Source organism: Corynebacterium aquilae DSM 44791, assembly GCF_001941445.1.
In the GTDB taxonomy this organism is placed as follows: Bacteria; Actinomycetota; Actinomycetes; order Mycobacteriales; family Mycobacteriaceae; genus Corynebacterium; species Corynebacterium aquilae.
The window spans coordinates 922015-942189 of the sequence record NZ_CP009245.1 but is presented as its reverse complement, the minus strand read 5'-3'; the positions used below and the strand labels follow the sequence as shown (position 1 = coordinate 942189).

The window sequence follows — 20175 nt, the reverse complement described above, 5'->3', positions numbered from 1 at the left end:
GGTTTTGGTGCCCCCGCCTGCCCCCTCACACGTTGACGCGAAGCTACTTGTGAAGATCGAAGTACAACTGCGGGTCGTAGCCTTGTTCACAGCGCATGAATTCAGTCTCCGGATCCGGGACGGATATCAGGTCGTGCCCCAGGGCCGCGACATCAGCCCCGTTTTCCCGCACCATGTCGTCATACGCCTGAGTGCCTGATGCAACGAGTTCAGGGGATCCCGGCGCGCACGCGCTGTCGATGCGCACGTGGAGCAGGTCGCTGGTGGTCGTTAGTTTCACGCGTGTGGCATCAATCCGGTGGTATCCACGCACATTAACCCCGGGTGACACGGGAGTGACATCTAAGGGCTTTTCTTTCGTGTCGGGGAGGATGTAGCTACCGGTGGGGTATTCCTTATCGCCTGCCGGGTGCTGGTCTTCGGGAATGTATCCGGCTGCATGAAGTCGCGTAACGATTTTTTCTAAGGTGCGCGACATGTGGGCTTTGTCCTGGATGCGGGCGTTAAGGCTTTCCTGGACTGTGACTGTGTCTTGATCCAGGTCTTCCATGCACCAGCAGCGCAGTGCTTTTGGTTGGTAGGCCTTGACGTCTTCTAGTGATGTGCCGGTTGTCTCGGCTATATCGGCGCGGATTCCCTCGAGGAGGGCGCTGACTTCGGCGTGCGCCGAGTTCATGGTCGACGGCTGGGGGTGATTGTCAGCATCGCCTAGCCATGGGCAGTGGTGATGGGTCATTTGTTGGAAGTGGGCACTGTACAGCCTGCTGTCGTAGTTGGCGTCGCGTTGGTGTTTGTGCAGTTCGAGACTTTTGTTCGACTTTTCCATTCCCTCGACGTATTCGTCGCCGAGGTCTTTGAGGAAAAGACCGACTGCCACTGCGAGCAGGAGGGCGAGGACCATCAGCCCGAGGATGAACCAGCCTAGTTTCGCTTTGTTCTTTTTAGGACTGGGTGTGGTGGCGGGGTCATTTTTGGTGGTTTGTGGGTTTGGCTCTGGAGCTGGGGTGCGAGACATGTTGGCTCCTCTCGATCAGCCCTGTGGTTGAGCGTGCGTTGTTCGGTGAGTGTTTTGTTTTTTCTCCGTGCTTTTTAGGGTGCTACTCACCGTATTTTTCTTCGTAAGTGAAGTAGGCCTCGGCGTCGTAGTCGGCGGTGCAGCGGGCTACTTCTTTGTCTCGGTTGGGTGCTGGGGAATCTCGTCTGTGAGTTCTGCGGGGTCGATCTCCAGTTCTTTGAGCAGATCATCATTTGACGGGGGCTTCGATCGTTCCGATCCTGCGACAATGCAGGCAGAGTTGATCTCTACCTCGACTTTGATGGGGTGAACATAGACCTGAATCTCAGTGACGTCAGGCCGCGGTTTCACCGCGAGCCCCATGTGACGGCCGTTGTCGCTGGTGTCCACCAAGTCCACGTCGAGTGGCGCTTCCTGGGACTGTGGCAAGCGGTAGGTGCTGCTAAAGTCGCCTGCCGGTTTGCGCGGGGGCTTATCGCCAATGTTTTCGTAGCCTGCGTCGCGTAGACGCTGGTCCATCTTGGTCGCGATGTCGAACACTTCTTGTTTGCCTATCCGATCGTTGCCCCAGACGGTAAATTCCTGGTCCACCAAGAAGGGGGTCAGGGTTGGGTCTTCAATGCAGGTACAGCTCAAAAATTCCGGGCCAGTGCGCCGAATGTCTTCGCTATCCCAGTCGATCCCGAGCGTTGTGGTGGTGTCCAGGAGGAGCCCATCAAAAAGTCCAGCGATGGACTTGTATCCGGTGTCGGCTGATTCTGTGGCGAGGGCTGCATGATCGATGGCTTCCCCGTCGTGTGTTAATCGGTCTACCCATGGGCAGTGGTGGTGGGTCAGCTGCTGGTAGTAGGCGAGTCTTTCTTCTTTCCTGAAGGCGGGATCGTATTCTTCGGATTTTCTTGATTCGGCAAACTGCCGATCCGTCTCCTCCATCATCTCGTCGAAGGAACGGTTGATGTAAGTGATGAAGGCCCCGACTGCGATCACTCCCACGAAAAGCACCACCACGGGGATCAAGAAGCAGCCCCACACTGCTCTGCTGGATGGTGTCTGTCCTTCAGGAGACTTCTCCGGCGTGCCCTGTGCCTTGTCTGCCTGTTCGTGGCCTTCCTCAGGCGGTGGCAGGTTGTCCTTCGGTTCATCGGACATGGCTGGCCTGCCTCATCGGCTCTTTCATGCGAGCATCCACTGGTGCAGCATCACGTGCACGCTGCTTGCTGGTCGGAGTTTTCTCGGCGGCGTGACCGGGAAGTGTCATTTTCGTGGGCGGGATCGTGGGCTTAAGCATCGCGACCTCCTTGCGACCGTGGCTCGACTGGCATCGAATCTCGACGCCGGTGCCGCCTCGCCGGCGTGGACGAGGGGGTTTCCATGAGGGCTTTTGCGTATTTTTCGCCACCATAACATGAGCCAGGTCACTTTATTGGGGGTTTCGCTCGCTCGTTTCACTATCCGAACGTCCGATCCGGCGAACCTGCGAAGAGGTCTAGCGCAAGATTTTCTCCATGGCTTTCCCCTTGGCCAGTTCATCAATGAGCTCGTCGAGGATGCGGATCTTCTTCATGGTGGGATCGTCGACCTCTTGGACCTTGACCCCACACACGCTGCCGGTGATGAGGTGGGCATTGGCGGGCAGGGTTGCTTGGTCGAAGAACTCCCCCACCGTGGTGGACGATTCTGGGTCTTCCACCAGTGCGTGGAGATCTTCACTGCTCACACCAGTGGCGTAGGCGATGATGGTGTCGACCTCATCCCGGGTGCGGCCTTTTCCTTCGGCCTTGTTGACGTATGCCGGGTATAGATCCGCGAAACGCATGGCAAACAGGCGGGCGTTCATAGGACTCCTGGGGTTGTGCTTATCGCTAAAGATGACGGGCGCCACTGCTGGTGGATTGTTCAGTCTATGGTGTTCCACGCGACGGCTGTCTGCTTCGCGTCTGGCAGAAAAACGACACCACCCGCAGACGAGGTGTCTGCGGGTGGTTGGATTCTTTCGCGCGGGAGGGACTTCGCCCTCACCGAAATGCTGAGTTCTTAGACGGCGTCGACCTCAGCGCGGCGCGGGAAGACGTTGGGGCGGGCGCCGGCCATGTCCTCGACGATGCGGATCACCTGGTTGGAGTAGCCGAACTCGTTGTCGTACCAGACGTAGAGGACGAGGTGGTTGCCGGAGGCGATGGTGGCCAGGCCGTCGACGATGCCTGCCTGGGTGGTGCCGACGAAGTCGTTGGAGACGACCTCCGGGGAGTGGATGTAGCCGATCTGCTGGCGCAGGGTGGAGCGCAGGGAGACCTGCTTGAGGTATTCGTTGACCTCCTCGCGGGAAACGTCCTTGGACATGGTCAGGTTGAGCACGGCCATGGAGACGTCCGGGGTGGGAACGCGGATGGCGTTGCCGGTGAGCTTGCCTTCGAATTCGGGCAGGGCCTTGGACACGGCCTTGGCGGCGCCAGTCTCGGTGAGAACCATGTTCAGGGTGGCGGCGCGACCGCGGCGCTCACCCTTGTGGAAGTTGTCGATCAGGTTCTGGTCGTTGGTGAAGGAGTGCACCGTTTCGACGTGGCCGAACTCGACGCCGAAGCGGTCGTTGACGGCCTTGAGCACCGGGGTGATGGCGTTGGTGGTGCAGGAAGCAGCGGACAGGATCTCGTCGCTGGCCTCGATGGACTCGTGGTTGATGCCGTAGACGATGTTTTTCAGATCGCCCTTGCCCGGGGCGGTCAGCAGCACCTTGGATACGCCCTTGGACTTGAGGTGCTGGGACAGGCCTTCGCGGTCGCGCCAGCGGCCGGTGTTATCGACGACGATGGCGTCGTTGATGCCGTATTCGGTGTAGTCGACGGTGGCGGGGTCGTTGGAGTAGATGACCTGGATCGGGGTGCCGTTGGCCCAGATGATGTTGTTTTCCTCGTCGACCTTGAGGGTGCCGTCGAAGGCGCCGTGGACGGAGTCGCGGCGCAGCAGGCTGGCGCGCTTTTTCAGGTCGAGGTCGCCGTTTTTGCGAACGACGATGGCGCGCAGGCGAACCCCGCGGTAGGACTGCTTGGCCAGCAGGATGCGGGCCAGCAGGCGGCCGATGCGGCCGAAGCCGTAGAGGACAACGTCGACGGGCTGGAAGTCGTCCTTGGTGCCGATGACCTCGGAGAGCTCGTCTTTAAGGAAGGCCTCGAGGTCGTCGCTGCCGGAGGCGTCGAAGCGGGCGGACAGTTCACCCAGGTCGATGGAGGAGGTGCCCAGGTCGAGGGTGGTCAGGGCTTCGACGATGGGGAAGGTTTTTGCCAGTTCGAGCTCTTCGCCGGAGATGCGTCGCGCGTAGCGGTGGGACTTGACGATGTCCGTCGCGGTGGCGTTATCGAGCAAGGATCCGTAGATGGAGGTCACGACGTTGTTGTTGCGGCGCAGCGAACCCAGAAGCGGGATCATCTTTTCTGCGAGTTCGATGCGTGCGTTCCAGTCGTTTTGGGGCATGGGGTGAGCCTTCCACGTCAATTTGGGGTGATTCGAAGTCAAAAAACCGGGGTTTTTCGTCTGTTACGTCAAACAACAGTAACGAAAAAATGTGAGCTTCGAAGCCCTTTGTGGCACCCCCGGGGGTGTTGCTGCTCACGCCGGGATTGTGGTGGGGTTTCCGCAGCCAATCGCTCGTGTTTCCCCGTGAGCGCCAACACAAGCGGGGGTGTTGCGGGGGTTGCCCATTCGTTGCACCTTATGCCCTGGTGGCACACTATTTTTTGCAAACTTCAGCGCGCGTGCGCCACGCGCGTTGTTCGGCCCCGGTATGCAACCCGGGTTGAAGTGTTTGGTGCCGGGCGGATATCCCCCTAACGGGGTGATGTTTTCCTGCGTGTTTCGCCCGGCGCTGTTGTTTGTTTTCTTCTGGTCTCCCTGACGGTAAAGGACCCTGCATCACCATGTCTGATAATTCTTCCCGCCCCGATTCGGGTGCGCCGCACGACGACACCACCCAGTTTCCTGTGGTCGGTGACTCCGGCATGCAGCAGGGCTACCCCCAGCAGGGTTTCGGCGAACCCGGCCCGCAGGGCGGTTATCAGCAGCCGGTATATAACCAGGCTGCCCCGCAGGGTGGTTTTCAGCAGCCGGGTTACGCGCAGGTTCCCCCGCAGCCAGGCTACGAGCAGGCAGGCTACAACCAGGCACCAATGCAGCCCGGTTTTGAGCAGCCGATGTACAACCAGGCGCCCCCAGCTGGTTTTCAGCAGCAGCCGATGTACAACCAGCCGCCGATGCCAGGCTATGCGATGCCCGCCCAGCAGCCGCCGAAGAAAAGCAATACTGGCCTGATCATTGGCCTGGTGCTGGTGGCGTTGTTGATCATCGGTGCGGTCGCCGCATACTTCATGGGCGCTTTCGGTTTGGTCAGCGATGAGGTGGAGGTGGAGACCTCCACGGTCACCGTTGATGAAATCACCCCGGTGGCTCCCCCGGTGGAGGCCCCGCCGGTGCAGAAGGTGACCCCGCAGGCCGGCTGGACGCACTGCGGTAGCGGCTATGGCATGTCGGTGTACGCCGGTACTGGCGTGACCAGTTGCCCCTTCTCGATGAACGTCTACAACTCGCTGGGCGGCCCGTTCACCGGCGGCCAGCGCGTGGTGGATGTATACAGCCCGGTCACTGGCCGCACCTACACCATGACGTGCACGAACAATGGTGGCTGGTTTACCTGCCGAGGCGGCAACAACGCCGTCGTCCACATCCTGCCCTCCTAAGCGTTTTTCACAACGCATAGTCGCCGCCGTTTCCCCCAACACCCGCACCATCCGCCGCGCTGACCGCCATACTGGTGGAATGCGGCGGGTGGTCGGGGTTATTTGTTTAAAAAATGTTTGAAGTGTTTGTGAGTTGGCTGTCGTGAATTCCTCGTTACCCACCCCGCGTCGTAGCACCCGCCTGAGTGTTTCTGCCCCTATCTTCCGCACCTGCCTGGCGGTGGCGCTGTGCGTATCGGCAGTAGCTTTGGGCGGCTGCACGATCGATCGGGGTGCGGGTTCATCGACCAGCACCACCACGGTGACGGTGACCCGCCAGCAGCTGCCACCACAGCCCGCCCCGGATCCGGTGCCCGCCCCGGCTGAGGTGAAGGGCAATACTTTTGATGAGGTGCTGGCCTCCTTAGAGCCGGTACTACAGGGAGTCACGGAGGTCGCCATTTTTGATGGCAACACCGTCCATGTGAGCGCCACCAAGCAACCGGGTCCTGCCTGGTCGACCATTAAGGTGCCGTTGGGCATGGCGGCCATTGCCGCCGACCCGGCGGTGGCGCAGTCTAGCCAGCTGCGGCAGGCGATCACCCTGTCCGATAACGAGGCGGCCAAAGCCTTGTGGAATGGTCTAGGTGCTGGACAATTAGCCGCCGATGCGGTGGGCGCCCAAATCGATCACCAGGCGGTGGTCCCCGCCACCGCCCCGCGCCCGGAATTCAGCCCCTTCGGCCAAACCCCCTGGACCCCGGAACAACAGGCCCAATTCGCGTTTTCCTTGCCCTGTACCGGCGGCGCCGTCTACGAGCTGATGGGGCAGGTGGATCCCTCCCAGTCCTGGGGTTTGGGCCAGATTGCCTCCGCCCGTTTTAAAGGCGGGTGGGGCCCGGATGTCGACGGCACCTACTATGTGCGCCAATTCGGCACGGTGGATACTGCCTCCGGGCCGATTGGTGTGGCCATCGCAACGCGCGCCCCAGATGGTTCCTTCGAATCCGGTACCGCCTTGTTGTCTCAAGTGGCCTCGGCGCTGGGGGCAGCGCTGGCAGATAATCCAGGGCTGGTAGCCACCGGCACCTGCTAAGCAGACGCAACCCCGGCAGCGATTTTCCGGGCGAAACCTTAAGGCGTTTGCCAGAAAAACCCGGTAACGTGAGGCCTTCCAGACGCCACCTCCCGGCGGGTGCGGCGCCCCACCCCCGGCGTCCATGACCCGCCGGACCCAGGCGGCGTGCATTTTGTCCCCACCCGAGGAGTCCGCGTGAGCAACACCCCCCGTGACGATGAGCATCGTCCAGGCGACGACGAAACCCGGATTTTCCCAGCAGTCGGCGATGATGCAGCCGGCGCGCCCCCTGGTGACACCCCTGGAGGCACACAGCCGACCCAACCACAACCAGGCCCCCAACCGCAGTATCGGCGCCCGGATCTGCCCCAGCCAGGCCAGCCGGATGAGGAATACTACGACGAGTTCGTCGACGAGTCCCCCACCACGGTGTTTCCTCCGGTTCCCGCCGGCCAGCCCACCGCCGCCTACGGTCCGGCCACACACGGTGCGCCAGGGGCCCATAGCCCCGGTGAGGCGGCCGCCGGGCGGGTCAGCACCAACATTGGCGGCGCACAGCCCCGCCAAGCCTCCGGCGGTGCCACCGTGTTGTTCGTGCTGCTGATTGTGATGATTCTGTGCGCGGTGGGCGCCCTATTGTGGCTGCTTGGGGTGTTTAGCGACAGTGAGGAACCCACCCCTACCCAGATGACGGTGCCGGAGATCTCCACCGTCACCGTGCCGACCAGCACCCAAAAACCCACCTCCAGCGCCCCGGCTACTTCCTCCAGCACGAAGCCCAGCACCAGCAGCGCGCAGCCGAGCTCCAGCGCCAGCTCCAGCTCAAAACCCACCTCCAGTAGCGCGAAGTCTTCCTCCAGCACAGCACCGTCCTCCTCGGCCGCGGCACCAACCTCAACCAGCGAGCCGCGCCCGGTGGCTGAGCCTCCCAGCGGGGCGAAAAAGTGCGGCACGGGCGGCGGTTTCACCGCCTACACCACCACCGACACCACCTCCTGCCCCTTCGCCATCAACACCGCCAACGCTGCAGCAGAGCTGAAAGACAACGGCGGCACTGTCACGGTCGCAAGCCCGGTGACCGGGCAAGACTACGAGATGAGCTGCGTGGCGGTAGCCCCCGGCCGGCTGGATTGTGCCGGCGGCACCAACGCCCGTATCACCCTGATCTACTAGCCAGCAGCACAAGTCAGAAAAAGCTCCCGCGCACTTTTCTCCCCCACCACCGGTGGGGTATGTGCGCGGGAGCTTGTGCTTCAAGAGTGGGCCACTAGCGCCAGAAGCGGGTAGAGCCCTTCTTTTCCTCGATGTTGGTGTCAATGATCTGCGCCAGCAGCTCATAGTTCACCTCACCGGCAAAGGGGATGCGGAAGAGTTTTTTGCCGTGGGTGTAGCCGGCCGCGACGATCGCTTCCTGATACGGCTCAATCACCTCAGGGGCAACCAGCAGATTGTCCTTGGAATGAGAAAACCCAATGATGAAAGTCTTATCAGCGATAAACATCGGCTGCTTCCACTTGATTTCGCAGCGCAAATCCGGATACGTCGCACCGATCCAATCCAAAACCTTGCGCGCAAAAGCGCGGTTGTCATCAACAGCGATAGTGTCAAGCCACTGCTCAACGGTGGAGATAGTCACGGTGTTTTTCAGCATTCCTAGTTGTCACAGCAAAGGGAAGAAAAAGTACCAGGCGCCCTGTTTGCTTTCGGGATGCGCCGGTGGTGGTTAGCAGCATGCCACCACCCGGGCCACGGTGGCTAATTGTGTGCCGCAAGGGATCTTCATGTCGCGCGCATCAACTTTCGCGCATCAACTTTCGAACCCGATGGGCGCAGTGCGTGGGGCGGGGTCAGGGGCGCAGGCCGTGATGGTGGGCAGCTAGGATTTTTCCCATGTCTTTTTTCACCGAGTTTGCACGCAAGGTGCGCGCCATCTTCGCCGGCGGCACCGCAGCACCCCACGGCGACGCGTCCCGCCCAAACACAGCTGAGGCCGTCGTACCGCAGTGGCTGATCGTGGGATTGGGAAATCCCGGCGCCCAGTACGAGGCAACGCCCCACAACGTCGGCTACATGGTGGTTGACGCCATGATCGACGGCCCCTTGGAGAAACTGCCGGGCACCAAAGCTCTCGTGAGAGTGCAAGAAATCTCTGGCACATCGGTGGCACTCGTACGGTCGACGACATATATGAACGAATCCGGCTTGGCGATAGGTCAACTGGCCAAACGTTGGGATATTGCCCCGGATCATGTCATCGTCATTCACGATGAATTGGACCTACCTGCTGGGACCGTGCGTTTGAAACAGGGCGGCAGCGAAAACGGCCACAACGGATTGAAATCGACGACAGAACAGTTGGGCACTCGGGATTATGTTCGTGTGCGATGTGGTATCGATCGTCCTGCCCCAGGACAATCAGTCACCGAACATGTACTGGGCGCTATCTCTTTTGACCCGGAGACAGAAATCGACCGTGCAGCACGTGGCGCCCAAATGATCGTCACGGAGGGCCTAGGCAAGGCACAAAATGTGATCCATTCAGAAAAGTAATGAGGTGTCCCAGGTCTCTACCTGAAACACCTCACTACTTGTGTGTCCCCTGTTAGAACGGCACCCCACTGTGAACGATCACATTGGCATAGGGAGTCACTGATCCAGTGCGAACAACAAACTTTACGTCACGAAGTTTCCGTTTAAGGTCTTCGTGTGAGCACTGCTCGATCACAGCGTCTTGAAGTTGGTCGCTAACGACGTGCAAAACTCCCTCCGGAGCTTCGAGTGCCAGCTCGGCTTTTTCAGCAACGATTGACGGCAATATTCTCTGTGCTACGTCTACGAACTCGGGGAAACCAAAATCGATGCTGAGGTCGACAACCTCGACATCTTTGGGAATTGGCAGTCCAGCGTCCGCAATAGCGAACGTATCTGTGTGCCCCAGCTGGGCGATCGCGCGCAGAAGCTGGGGATTCGTTAATCCGCTGCGCTTCATTTCACTACCTCCACATCAGGCTAAAAACTCGGTAATTGTGACGACAGATCGGGATACGACGTTTGGGCACCAGCTTTTTGAACGGCATAGGCGCCGACCCTGACCGCATGTTTCGCTGCATCTTGAAGGCTGTCCCCTTTCGCAAGGCGAGACACCAGCGCACCGGCGAAGGCGTCACCAGCACCAGTGGTGTCAACAGCGTGAACTCGTGGCGAGGCAACAGCCTCGGTCTTGACGTTCCCGCGCTCGTCTTTTTCGGCAACCAACGCTCCATCGGCGCCCAAGGTGAGAACTACGGAAGCAAAACCAACGTTGCACAACTGTTGGATGATGGTGTCAAAATCGCTATCTTCAGACCCCCGAACACCGTATTCCGACAGAATCAAGCGGGCTTCATGCTGATTGGCGATAAGTGGATCCGCTTTGAGAAGCGCTGCGTGATCGACGGGGATCACCGGCGCGAGATTCACGACGATGCGCCGGCGACTAGTCGACGCAATCTCGACGGCCTCTTTAAAACCATCGGCGGGGATCTCACCTTGCATGAGCAGAATGCTCGAACGACGAATTACGTCAGCCTGGTCCTGAACGAATAAGCCATCAACATGGGCGTTAGCACCTGCAAATACAACGATCGAGTTCTCCCCATCATCGCTGACCTGAATGGCCGCGAAACCGGTAGCAGAATCAACCTGCTTAGTTCCGCCGAGATCTACTCCGCTGTGACGCAGGTGTTCCAAGGCGATGTCTTGGTAACTGTCATTGCCATACGCACCAACAAACACCACCGCGGCTCCTTGCAGAGCGGCAGCAACCGCTTGATTGGCGCCTTTTCCACCGGCGGTGAGATTAAGTGACTTGCCCATCACGGTCTCACCAGGTGTTGGATGACGGTCGACGCGCAACACCTGATCAACGTTGATGGACCCCACCACGGCCACATCAAACGACGCTGTTGCGTAACTTTCTGCACCCATGGAGGGGCCCTTTCCTAGAAGAAGTTCTTACTCGAAGTCGGCGACGTTTTCCTTCGTCACCGTCACAACCTCGACGGGAACTTCCTTTTCAGCTTCCTCGCCCTTGGCGAGCTTGGCTGCCTGCTCGACAGCCTTAGCGCCTAGCTCGCCCGGCTGCTGGGCGATGGTTGCAACCATGCGGCCATCCTGAACGGCCTTGAGTCCATCGCTGGTTCCGTCGAAGCCAACGACCATGACGTCCTTGCCGGCACGAGCACCGAGAGCTTCCAGGGCGCCGAGTGCCATTTCGTCGTTCTCAGCGAAGATGGCCTTCACATTCGGGTGCGCCTGCAGCAGGTTGGTGGCGACGTTGAGGCCTTGAGTGCGGTCGAAGCCTGCGGTCTGGGAGGCAACCACCTTGATGCCCGGGTAGTTGGCGATTCCTTCGTTAAAGCCTTTACCGCGGTCTCGGGAAGCGGAAGAACCAGTGATGCCCTGCAGCACCAGAACCTCGCCTTGCTCGCCGATGGACTTTGCCAACGCGTCAGCTGCCTGCTTTCCACCAGCAACGTTGTCCGATGCAACGAAGGAAGCGACGTCCCCACCATTTGCGCTGCGGTCTACTGCAACAACAGGAATGTTCGCGTTGTTCAACGCTTCCACGGCGGGAACCACCGCGTCCGAGTCAGTCGGGTTGACAATGACAACCTTCGCGCCAGAGGTGATGGCGTTGTTCAGCTGGTTGACCTGCGTTGCCGGGTCGTCGGAAGCATCCTGGATGTTCAGGTTGAGACCGAGTTCCTTGGCCTTATCTTGAGCGCCATCACGCAGCTGCACGAAGAACGGGTTGGTTTGGGTCGACAGCGCCAAAGTGACGTTCGAGCCAGCGGCGCCGCCGGAGGCATCATCGGAAGATTCGCGGTTGCATGCAGTTACACCCAGGGTCAGCATGGCAGCAGATGCAACAGCCAGAGTCTTTTTGGTAAATGAGCGCATTGTTATGCCCTTTCAGTCTTGTTTCGAATGACGTCAAAGCCGACGGCTAGTGCGATGACACAGCCGATGACAATCTGTTGCCAGAAGCTTGAGACGTTCATGAGGTTGAGGCCGTTTCGGATCACGGCCAGAAGGATTGCGCCGATAAGCGTTCCAGTTGCTTTACCGGAGCCACCGGCAAGTGAGGCACCGCCGATAACCACCGCAGCGATTGCATCAAGCTCGTACCCGACGGCGGCTTGCGGCTGCGCGGAAGAAAGTCGGCCAGTCATGACCAGGCCCGCAAGGCCAGCGAAAATGCCCGACAGGCCATAGACCACGACAAGGATCTTCTTCACTGGCAGGCCAGACAGTCGTGCAGCCTCCTCATTTCCACCAATGGCATACATGGATCGGCCAATTACGGTGCGACTCAGAATGAACCAGCACACCAGCCCCGCGAGCACCATCATCAGAATTGGCACCGGAACTCCCGCCTTGGTGGAACCCATCCAGTTCACCGCAGGAGCGCTAGGGATCGGGGAGCCCTGAGAAAGCACCAGCGTGGCACCACGGGCAATGGACATCATCGCCAAGGTAGCGATGAAGGCTGGGAGCTTTCCATAGGCAATGGAAAGACCCGACAACAAGCCAGCCAACAGGCCGATGCCCAAGCCGACGATGACGGTCAGCCAACCAGGAAGCCCCAGTTCGCTAAACGAGTATGCGGATACCATCGCCGCGAATGCAGCCACTGAACCAACGGAGAGGTCAATACCTGCAGTCACAATGACAAAGGTCATGCCAAACGCGAGAATCGCAACCGTGGCGGCTTGAATACCCACGTTGAGCAGGTTCTGAACCGTGAGGAAGTGTGGTGTGGCGATGAACAGCGCAACGCACAGAACGACGAGCCCTACGAGAGCACCGTTGTTCATAAGCCAGTCGACGACTGGACCAATTTTTCTCGGAGTTTTAACTTTCTGCTGTGTCATCTTCAGTTGTCCTTCCTGCTTACTGCATTGCTTTCGAGCGATGATTCTTCAACCGCAGAATCCACATTCGAGACTGCTAAATGCATGACGTCATCTTGCGAAGCAACGTGGGGGTCTAGTTCTCCAGTCACGCGGCCGTTGGACATGACCAGCAGTCTGTCCGACATTCCGAGAACTTCAGGGAGATCACTAGACACCATGACCACGGCTCCTCCGCGGGCGGTGACTTCGTTGATGATGTTGTAGATTTCGACTTTTGCGCCGACGTCGACGCCACGAGTGGGTTCGTCCAGCAAGAGCACTTCAGAGCCAGCTAGCACCCAGCGCCCGAAGACCACTTTTTGCTGATTACCGCCGGAGAGATTTCGCACCAGGGAATTGATACTGGCCATTCGGATCCGGAGTTTTTCAGCTACTTCTTCGCCGCGACGCTTTTGTCCGCGACGGTCTGCGATACCGAACCTGGCTGTACTACTCAGCGTCGCTAGCCCCAGGTTTTCCGACACCGGGGCGTCGAGGATAAGTCCTTGGGACTTTCGGTCCTCTGGAACGTGACCAATTCCGGATCGGATGGAGTCCTTGATGCTGCCGTTCGTGACCTTTTTGCCCCGCACGTGCACTGTTCCAGAATCTGTTTTGTCGGCGCCGGCGATAGCACGGATAACTTCGGTGCGACCAGCCCCAACCAGGCCGGCGATACCGAGGACCTCCCCAGGGAAAACGTCGAAGGACACATCGCTAAACGCGCCTTTTCGAGTAAGCCCTTTGACTTCTAGAAGCGGGGTGGACGAGCTTTCTTCAGGTCGCACACGCGGGAATTGGTCATCGATATCTCGACCTACCATCAACCGAACGAGTTCTTTTTCAGAGGTTGTTGCCGGTACTTCGGCAATGAATTGACCGTCACGAAGCACGGACACGGTATCGGCAATTCGAGCGATCTCGTCCAGGTGGTGGGAGATAAAGACCATCCCGACACCTTTTTCTTTGAGGTCTTCGATGACCTTGAACAGGTTGTCGATTTCGGCGCCCGTCAATGCGGCCGTCGGTTCATCAAGAATGAGAACGCGAGCATTCATCGTGAGGGCTTTTGCAATTTCGACCAACTGTTGCCGGGCGATACCAAGGCTTCCGACTGTGTCATCTAGGTCGACGTCAACTCCAATGAGATCCAGGGCCGCTTTGGCCATGCTCTGCATGTGTTTACGGTTCACCAGTCCCCAACGGGAAGGTGTGCGCCCAAGCAACAGGTTCTCGGCAACACTCATCGTGGGAACGAGGTTGAGTTCCTGGTGGATCGTGGCAATGCCTAGGGCTTCAGCGGCCTTGGTATTAGGAATCTCAGTGACCTTGCCGTCGACTGTGATGGTTCCCGAATCGGGCTGGTGCACGCCGGAAATCATTTTGATCAGCGTTGACTTTCCAGCGCCATTTTCTCCTAGTAGCGCATGGACCTGGCCTGCTCGAACGTGGAGATCGACTCGGTCGATCACGTTGACGGGGCCGAAGGATTTACTCACGGACTCTAGCGAGACCACAGTTTGAGCTTCGCTCATTTCTCCACCTCCATTGGAGTAGATGCCCGCAAAACTAGTTTTGTTGGAAGACTTTGATGTTTTTGTTCGATGCTTTGATGGTTTTGAACGCTGGACATCTTTTCGTAAAGGAGCGAAAAGGCATGTTTACCCATTTGCCGAACGTCTTGATCGATGATCGTGATGGGGGTTTCTTGGAGTTCAAAGACTGGAAAATCGTCAAACCCTACCAAGCAGATGTCTTTTCCGAGCTGGAGTTCTTCAGCCAGAATTTTTCTGAGGGCACCCACGGTCATCATCGAGTCCCCTGCCAGAAGGTTCGTGCATCCGCGATCCAGGAGTATCCCTGCGCCTTGAAAGCCCTGCTCCTCCTCGTATCCGCCGTTGTAGGTTTCACCTGTGACTCCCAACGAGGAACATGCTTTGTTGAAAGCTTGAAGCCGCCGAATACCGGTAGATGTGTCTTGAGGGCCGGCTAGATAGCCAACCTTTCGCCCGTTTTTTGCCAGTAGTTTGACTGCCTCAAATATTCCGGGTTCGGGATCCGAATCAACGTAGGCCAGTGAAACGCTTTGGGACGCGTCGTATTCTTCGAATCGACGGTCTACCAAGACAACTGGAGTTCCATCTTTTTCGAGTTGCTGTAGAACTTCTTCAGTTCCAATATGCGGAACGACAATGAGACCGTCGATCCTTTGGTTAATCATGATGTCCAGGGCTTCTTTCAACCGTTCTGGATCATCATCGGAACTAGCCATGATCAGGCTTAGCCCGTTTTTTGCAGCCTGCTTTTGAATCACATCAGCAAGCGACGCAAAGTACTGATTTCCCACGCCCGGAACAATCAAACCTATGGCTTGAGTAGCCGATCCCCGCAATGCTTGTGCTTGACGATTTGGGCGATAGTTGAGTCGTTTCGCGACCGTTTCGACCCGTGTTTTGGTCTCTTCGGAGATCTTGGGGTGGCCGGCAAGGGCTCGGCTGACAGTTGAAATTGAAATGCCACACGCCTGGGCGACATCTCTTAATGTGGCGGAGCGCATCAGCTCACCTCACTTCCAACTGACTTCACAATCTGGTGCAAACGTTTGCACACCCGCAGACTAACGTAGCTCCAAAATGCCGTCAAGTGGTTTGGGTCATATCTTCCAAAGCAAGTGGCCCAACACACGAAAAAAGCCCACGCATCAATGCGTGGGCTTTTGAAAGAATTCCGCTTTAGCGGTGGTTGATTGCCGGCGGCTGCGGGGACTTCAGGCCGAAGGGCAGCGGCAGGTGCAGAAGCTCAGCGACCATGACAGACACCATGGCGATCAGGATGACGACACTGGAGACGGAGAAGAACACCAGGCCGCCCCAGCCGCTCACGGAGCCGGTTGCCCAGGAGGACAGCTCGCCGGTGGTGGGACGGTGGGTGCCGTTGTTGTTGTCACCCGGGGTGGTGCCAGTGCCCGGGGCGGGCTGCTCAGTGGTGTTGGTGGCCGGGGTGGTGCCGGTGGACTCCTTGGAGCCATCCTCCTTGGCGGGAGTGGTCTCAGCAGCCTCGGTGTTTTCCTTGGCGGGAGTGGTCGCAGTGTCCTCGGCAACCCCGGTGTTGCCCTCGGCGGGGGCATCGGCGCCAGTCTGAGTGCCGGCATCCGCGGTGTCGGTGGTCGAAGCGGAATCCTTGCTGCCCTCAGCGGAATCGCCGGACTGGCCAGCCTGATCGGTGGCAGCCGGTGCGGTGGCGGCGGTGTCGGTGGTGGCGGTGTCCTGCGCGTGCGCAGACACTGCGGGCATCACGCTGACCGCGAGTGCGAGACTAACAGTCGCAGCAATACGACGCTTCAAAGCCATGTGAATTCTCCTCAGGGAAAACAGATACAGAAAAGGGTTTGTGGGGGCGCCGCATCCGCCCCGCCAAGGCCGGGGGTGCAAGCCACAACCAGCGCGATGATCGCGTGGTATCAACGGGTTATCGTAGACATTTTTTGGCGTAAACAACGCATTAAAAACGGCAATGGTGACCCGTTGCACGATAAGTCGTGACGGGTGGGGCACGTGTTACAAATCTTCATCCGCGGGTGGGGTTTCGCAAGGCGTCGGCAGGTGGGGGCGGGCGGCCGCCGGCGGCGGCGAAGTTGGCTGGGTCGTGATCTAACAGATCCCTTTTTGATATTTTATTTCATTTAGTTTCCGCTCATGCACCCGGGCCGGAAAATCCCAAAACTCGACATCCCCGAAATGCGAGAAAAATCCCCGCACAAAATCCAAAAGTTATTTGACATTCTTTTCCACCCCCACAAAAGGCACAGCACCCAAAAAGAAAAACCCCACATTTTTACCCGCCATAAACACTTAAGCACACCCACCGCAAGCAGATTCAGCATGGGCCGGCAAAACGAAGTTGACCACCGCCTCCCCCTTTGAACTGTGCTGATGCGGGAAGGGCGATATGCAGGCTTCTCCCCCACCCTGGGAGTGAACCCATTAAAGAGGGCACAAAATATCGCACAAAACCGCAATCACAAACGCCAGATACAGTTCAACAACCATTAACAAATCCTTCATAAAAAGTTCCCAACCAACCCCTTAAAGACAGCCATTGGCACTCATACACTGGCTCACGGAAAAAGCGACAAACAGTTTTTCCCACGCCAAAAAATGTGTACGAGAGGCTTTTTATGACCGCGCCGCATCGCGCCAAAAAACGCAGCTGGGCAGCAACCACCGCCCTGAGCACCTGCGCCCTACTGATCGCAGCCACCCTGCCGCCCACCCACGCCGCCGACAAACCCACCATGCTCGACGGCATCGGCTACAACGGCCCCGAAAGCTGCAACACCAAAAACCCCGACGGCACCGTCCGCGCACCCCGCCCCGGCGACTGCGCCCAATACGGACCCCAAGGACCACAGCGCAGCGACAAGCGCGCTAAAAACGTGATCCTCATCGTCGGCGACGGCATGGGCCAGCAGGAAATCACCATGGCCCGCAACTATCTCCACGGCGCGGCCGGCCGCTTTGACGGCCTGGACAACCTCACCTCCACCGGCACGTACACCCACCACTCCATCGACCGGGACGGCTCTTTCAACTACGTCACCGACTCCGCCGCCTCCGCCACCGCGTGGACCACCGGCACCAAAACCTTCAACGGGGCCATCGGCGTCGACCTGGATGGCAAACCGCTGGAAAACCTGCTCGAAAAAGCCAAAAAAGCCGGCATGCGCACCGGCAACGTCACCACCAGCGAAGTCCAAGACGCCACCCCCGCAGCACTGGTAGCCCACGTCACCAACCGCAAATGCTACGGCCCGGAAGAAGAGAAAAACTCCGAAAGCTGCCAAGGCGAATCCTTCCAGGACCAATACCGCAACCACGGCGGCCTCGGCTCCATCTCCGAGCAGCTCGTCGACACCCGCCCCGACCTCGTCCTCGGCGGCGGTAAGGCAGCCTTCGAGCAGACCGTCAGCCACTCCGGCCCCGGCAAACAGCCCTTCCTGGATAACCCCGCCAACTGGGAAGCCGGCAAAACCGTGCTGGAAAACGCCAAAGCCAACGGCTACCAAGTCGTCACCGATAAGCAAGGCCTGGACGCCATCACTAAGGCCGACCAAGACGCACCGGTGCTGGGTCTGTTCCACGACAAGAACATGACCACCCGCTTCGCTCCCTCCAAGGCAGTACCCGGCGGCAGCCAGGACAAGCCCACCGAGTGCACCACCCAGGACATCGGCAACGAGCCGGAGCTCGTCGACATGGCCAACAAGGCCATCGACCTGCTCAACGACCCCACCAGCGACAAAGGCTTCTTCCTCCAGGTGGAGTCTGCCTCCATCGACAAGCGCTCCCACGCCGCCGACTCCTGTGGCGCCATCGGCGAGGTTGAGCGCCTCAACGAAGTCGTCAAGGCAGCCATGGACTTCGCTAAGAAGGACGGCAATACCCTGGTCGCCGTTACCGCCGACCACGCCCACTCCACCCAAATCGTCTACGACGCCACCGACTCCGTCTCCGCCACCACCCGCCTGAAAACCGCAGACGGACTCGGCATGACCCTGGGCTACGGCACCATCCCCGTCGACGAGGTCGTCAACAACCCCAAAGCCAGCCAGCAGCACAACGGCTCCCAGCTGCGCGTCGCAGCTTTCGGCCCCGGCGAAGAAAACGTCGTTGGACAAACCGACCAAACCGACCTGTTCTTCACCCTCGCCAACTCCCTCGGCATCAACGACATCCCCGCCGGTGAAGGCTTCGCCACCATCCCGGACAACGCCAAAACCGCCGCCATCCACGACGGCGCGGCCCCGCAGGACCTGTCCAACACCTGCTACGGCGCCGACACCCCCGGCCCCGGCGACTGCGCACAGTTCGGAAAGAAAGGCCCGCTGGCCGGCACCGACGCCGCCAAGGAGAAGGCCAAGAACGTCATCCTGTTCATCGGTGACGGCACCGGCGACAGCGAGCTGACCTCCGCGCGCAACTACCTCTACGGCGCCAACGGCCGCTTCCCCGGCATCGACGCCCTGCCGTATACCGGCTCCTACACCACCTTCGCGCTCAACCCGGACGGCTCCGGCCCCGAATACGTCACCGACTCCGCCGCCTCCGCCACCGGCTGGGCCACCGGCACCAAGTCCTACAACGGCGCCATCGGCGTGGATGTTGCCGGCAACCCGGTGCCCAACCTCATCGAGCTGGCCAAAGCCAAGGGCCTGAAAACCGGCAACGTCACCACCTCCGAAATCCAAGACGCCACCCCCGCAGCCGTCGGCGCACACGCGCTTCACCGCAAGTGCTACGGGCCCAACCAGGAGGAAAACTCCGACAAATGCCAAGGGCCTGAGTTCGATGGCCAATGGCGCGAAAACGGCGGCCTAGGTTCGATCTCCGAGCAGCTCATCGACACCCGCGCCGACGTCACCATGGGTGGCGGTGCGAAGTACATGAACCAGGAAGTCAAGGTCGACGGCCCCTGGGCCGGCCACCAGTGGACCAAGGGCGTATCTGTGCTCGACAACGCCAAGAACCAGGGCTTCAACGTGGTCACCAACCGCGATGAACTGGACGCTGTGGCACAAGCAGACCAGGACGCACCAGTGCTGGGATTGTTCTCCGAAAAGAACCTGCCCCGGCTGTTCGAGCAGTCCATCCCCACCGTCACCGGCGCCAAGGAAGACGCGAAATCCTGCAACCTCAACCCCGAGCGTGGCAAGGACGTGCCCACCCTGGCCGACATGACTAAGAAGTCCCTGGATCTGCTCCAAAACGACGAGGGCTTCTTCCTCCAGGTCGAATCCGCCTCCATCGACAAGGCCGACCACGACGCCGACATCTGCGGCCAGATCGGTGAGGCCTACCAGCTGGACCAGGCCGTGCAGGCCGCCCGCGAATGGGTCGAAAAGACCGGCGAGCCGACCCTGATCGTGCTCACCGCAGACCACGCCCACACCTCCCAGCTGACCGCCAACGGCAAACTGACCGCCGGGCGCACCACCAAGCTGACCACCGTCGACGGCGATGACATGACCGTCAACTACGCCACCGCCAAGAGCAACGACGACGATGTCGCCCTCGGCGGCCAAACCCACACCGGCGCGCAACTGCGCGTGGCCGCCGAAGGCCCCGGCGCGCAGGCCGTGGTCGGCCAGCTGGATCAGACCGATATTCACTACGTGCTGGCTAACAGCCTGGATTTGTACAAGGACAATCCGAAGATCGATTTGAGCTCCAAGCTGGGTCAAACCCAGGCGGCTCCCGCTTCGACGCAGTCGCGGTGGTGGCTGGTTGGTGTCGGTGTGCTGGTGCTGGTGGTGGTCGCTGCGGCGGCGTACTTCGCCAGCCGTAAGGAGCGCGAGAAGATCGGCGGCTAGCCGGCGCCTGAGTTTTTCTGGCGGTTCACCATCGGTGGTGGATTGCTGTGCCGGGTCGCCCCGTATTGGGG

17 protein-coding genes are annotated in these 20175 nt (G+C 59.5%); 5 read left to right on the top strand and 12 right to left on the bottom strand.

Annotated features, from left to right (window positions below; genetic code table 11):
- Positions 1-43: 43 nt before the first annotated feature.
- The 4 genes from CAQU_RS04020 to CAQU_RS04005 all read right to left on the bottom strand — a co-directional run bounded on the left by CAQU_RS04020 (position 44) and on the right by CAQU_RS04005 (position 4483).
- Positions 44-1015, bottom strand: a complete 972-nt coding sequence (locus tag CAQU_RS04020; protein WP_075725440.1) for a hypothetical protein — start codon at positions 1013-1015, stop codon at positions 44-46.
- A 147-nt stretch (positions 1016-1162) separates the two neighbouring features.
- The gene (locus CAQU_RS04015; RefSeq protein ID WP_075725438.1) at positions 1163-2164 is read right to left on the bottom strand and encodes a hypothetical protein; all 1002 of its coding nucleotides are present in this window, start codon (positions 2162-2164) and stop codon (positions 1163-1165) included.
- Between the two features lie 337 nt (positions 2165-2501).
- Positions 2502-2852, bottom strand: coding sequence for a DUF2200 domain-containing protein (locus tag CAQU_RS04010; protein WP_075725436.1), 351 nt, complete (start codon positions 2850-2852; stop codon positions 2502-2504).
- A 197-nt stretch (positions 2853-3049) separates the two neighbouring features.
- The gene (locus tag CAQU_RS04005) at positions 3050-4483 is read right to left on the bottom strand and encodes a glyceraldehyde-3-phosphate dehydrogenase (RefSeq protein WP_075725434.1); all 1434 of its coding nucleotides are present in this window, start codon (positions 4481-4483) and stop codon (positions 3050-3052) included.
- Between the two features lie 443 nt (positions 4484-4926).
- Between CAQU_RS04005 and CAQU_RS04000 the strand changes: the two genes are divergently transcribed.
- The 3 genes from CAQU_RS04000 (at position 4927) to CAQU_RS03990 (ending at position 7972) form a co-directional block, all read left to right on the top strand.
- Positions 4927-5742 (top strand): hypothetical protein, encoded by an 816-nt coding sequence (locus CAQU_RS04000; RefSeq protein ID WP_075725432.1) that lies wholly within the window; start codon positions 4927-4929, stop codon positions 5740-5742.
- 142 nt (positions 5743-5884) lie between these two features.
- Positions 5885-6817, top strand: coding sequence for a hypothetical protein (locus tag CAQU_RS03995; RefSeq protein ID WP_157108891.1), 933 nt, complete (start codon positions 5885-5887; stop codon positions 6815-6817).
- Positions 6818-6994: 177 nt separating this feature from the next.
- A complete protein-coding gene (locus CAQU_RS03990; RefSeq protein ID WP_075725430.1) occupies positions 6995-7972 on the top strand; it encodes a hypothetical protein in 978 nt (325 codons plus the stop codon).
- Positions 7973-8066: 94 nt separating this feature from the next.
- Here the strand turns inward: CAQU_RS03990 and CAQU_RS03985 are convergent, their stop codons facing one another.
- Positions 8067-8435, bottom strand: coding sequence for an iron chaperone (locus CAQU_RS03985; protein ID WP_211276131.1), 369 nt, complete (start codon positions 8433-8435; stop codon positions 8067-8069).
- A gap of 254 nt (positions 8436-8689) precedes the next feature.
- On the opposite strand from CAQU_RS03985, the gene pth reads away from it, so the two are divergent.
- Positions 8690-9349 (top strand): aminoacyl-tRNA hydrolase, encoded by a 660-nt coding sequence (gene pth, locus CAQU_RS03980; RefSeq protein WP_084562780.1) that lies wholly within the window; start codon positions 8690-8692, stop codon positions 9347-9349.
- A 52-nt stretch (positions 9350-9401) separates the two neighbouring features.
- Here the strand turns inward: pth and rbsD are convergent, their stop codons facing one another.
- From rbsD to CAQU_RS03945, 7 genes are all read right to left on the bottom strand, one after another.
- Positions 9402-9788, bottom strand: coding sequence for a D-ribose pyranase (gene rbsD, locus CAQU_RS03975; RefSeq protein ID WP_075725426.1), 387 nt, complete (start codon positions 9786-9788; stop codon positions 9402-9404).
- A gap of 20 nt (positions 9789-9808) precedes the next feature.
- Positions 9809-10765, bottom strand: a complete 957-nt coding sequence (locus CAQU_RS03970) for a ribokinase (RefSeq protein WP_075725424.1) — start codon at positions 10763-10765, stop codon at positions 9809-9811.
- 27 nt (positions 10766-10792) lie between these two features.
- Positions 10793-11695 carry a D-ribose ABC transporter substrate-binding protein gene (locus CAQU_RS03965; RefSeq protein ID WP_425429703.1) on the bottom strand — a complete coding sequence of 301 codons (903 nt, stop codon included), beginning with the start codon at positions 11693-11695 and terminating at the stop codon, positions 10793-10795.
- Between the two features lie 47 nt (positions 11696-11742).
- Complete coding sequence (locus CAQU_RS03960) at positions 11743-12714, bottom strand: ABC transporter permease (RefSeq protein WP_075725420.1); 972 nt, start codon at positions 12712-12714, stop codon at positions 11743-11745.
- Positions 12715-12716: 2 nt separating this feature from the next.
- The gene (locus CAQU_RS03955) at positions 12717-14270 is read right to left on the bottom strand and encodes a sugar ABC transporter ATP-binding protein (protein ID WP_075725418.1); all 1554 of its coding nucleotides are present in this window, start codon (positions 14268-14270) and stop codon (positions 12717-12719) included.
- Positions 14267-15292 (bottom strand): LacI family DNA-binding transcriptional regulator, encoded by a 1026-nt coding sequence (locus CAQU_RS03950; RefSeq protein ID WP_075725416.1) that lies wholly within the window; start codon positions 15290-15292, stop codon positions 14267-14269. The genes CAQU_RS03955 and CAQU_RS03950 overlap by 4 nt, the downstream gene beginning before the upstream one ends.
- A 175-nt stretch (positions 15293-15467) precedes the next feature.
- On the bottom strand, positions 15468-16085 hold the full coding sequence (locus CAQU_RS03945) for a hypothetical protein (protein ID WP_075725414.1): 618 nt from the start codon (positions 16083-16085) through the stop codon (positions 15468-15470).
- An 827-nt stretch (positions 16086-16912) separates the two neighbouring features.
- Between CAQU_RS03945 and phoA the strand changes: the two genes are divergently transcribed.
- Positions 16913-20104 (top strand): alkaline phosphatase, encoded by a 3192-nt coding sequence (gene phoA, locus CAQU_RS03935; RefSeq protein WP_075725410.1) that lies wholly within the window; start codon positions 16913-16915, stop codon positions 20102-20104.
- Positions 20105-20175: the final 71 nt, after the last annotated feature.

Excerpts from the sequence above, each read along its gene's own strand:
- CAQU_RS04020 (WP_075725440.1), bottom strand. The coding sequence starts at position 1,015 with ATGTCTCGCACCCCAGCTCCAGAGCCAAACCCACAAACCACCAAAAAT.
- CAQU_RS04015 (WP_075725438.1), bottom strand. The coding sequence starts at position 2,164 with ATGTCCGATGAACCGAAGGACAACCTGCCACCGCCTGAGGAAGGCCAC.
- CAQU_RS04010 (WP_075725436.1), bottom strand. The coding sequence starts at position 2,852 with ATGAACGCCCGCCTGTTTGCCATGCGTTTCGCGGATCTATACCCGGCA.
- CAQU_RS04005 (WP_075725434.1), bottom strand. The coding sequence starts at position 4,483 with ATGCCCCAAAACGACTGGAACGCACGCATCGAACTCGCAGAAAAGATG.
- CAQU_RS04000 (WP_075725432.1), top strand. The coding sequence starts at position 4,927 with ATGTCTGATAATTCTTCCCGCCCCGATTCGGGTGCGCCGCACGACGAC.
- pth (WP_084562780.1), top strand. The coding sequence starts at position 8,690 with ATGTCTTTTTTCACCGAGTTTGCACGCAAGGTGCGCGCCATCTTCGCC.
- rbsD (WP_075725426.1), bottom strand. The coding sequence starts at position 9,788 with ATGAAGCGCAGCGGATTAACGAATCCCCAGCTTCTGCGCGCGATCGCC.
- CAQU_RS03970 (WP_075725424.1), bottom strand. The coding sequence starts at position 10,765 with ATGGGTGCAGAAAGTTACGCAACAGCGTCGTTTGATGTGGCCGTGGTG.
- CAQU_RS03965 (WP_425429703.1), bottom strand. The coding sequence starts at position 11,695 with ATGCTGACCCTGGGTGTAACTGCATGCAACCGCGAATCTTCCGATGAT.
- CAQU_RS03960 (WP_075725420.1), bottom strand. The coding sequence starts at position 12,714 with ATGACACAGCAGAAAGTTAAAACTCCGAGAAAAATTGGTCCAGTCGTC.
- CAQU_RS03955 (WP_075725418.1), bottom strand. The coding sequence starts at position 14,270 with ATGAGCGAAGCTCAAACTGTGGTCTCGCTAGAGTCCGTGAGTAAATCC.
- CAQU_RS03950 (WP_075725416.1), bottom strand. The coding sequence starts at position 15,292 with ATGCGCTCCGCCACATTAAGAGATGTCGCCCAGGCGTGTGGCATTTCA.
- CAQU_RS03945 (WP_075725414.1), bottom strand. The coding sequence starts at position 16,085 with ATGGCTTTGAAGCGTCGTATTGCTGCGACTGTTAGTCTCGCACTCGCG.
- phoA (WP_075725410.1), top strand. The coding sequence starts at position 16,913 with ATGACCGCGCCGCATCGCGCCAAAAAACGCAGCTGGGCAGCAACCACC.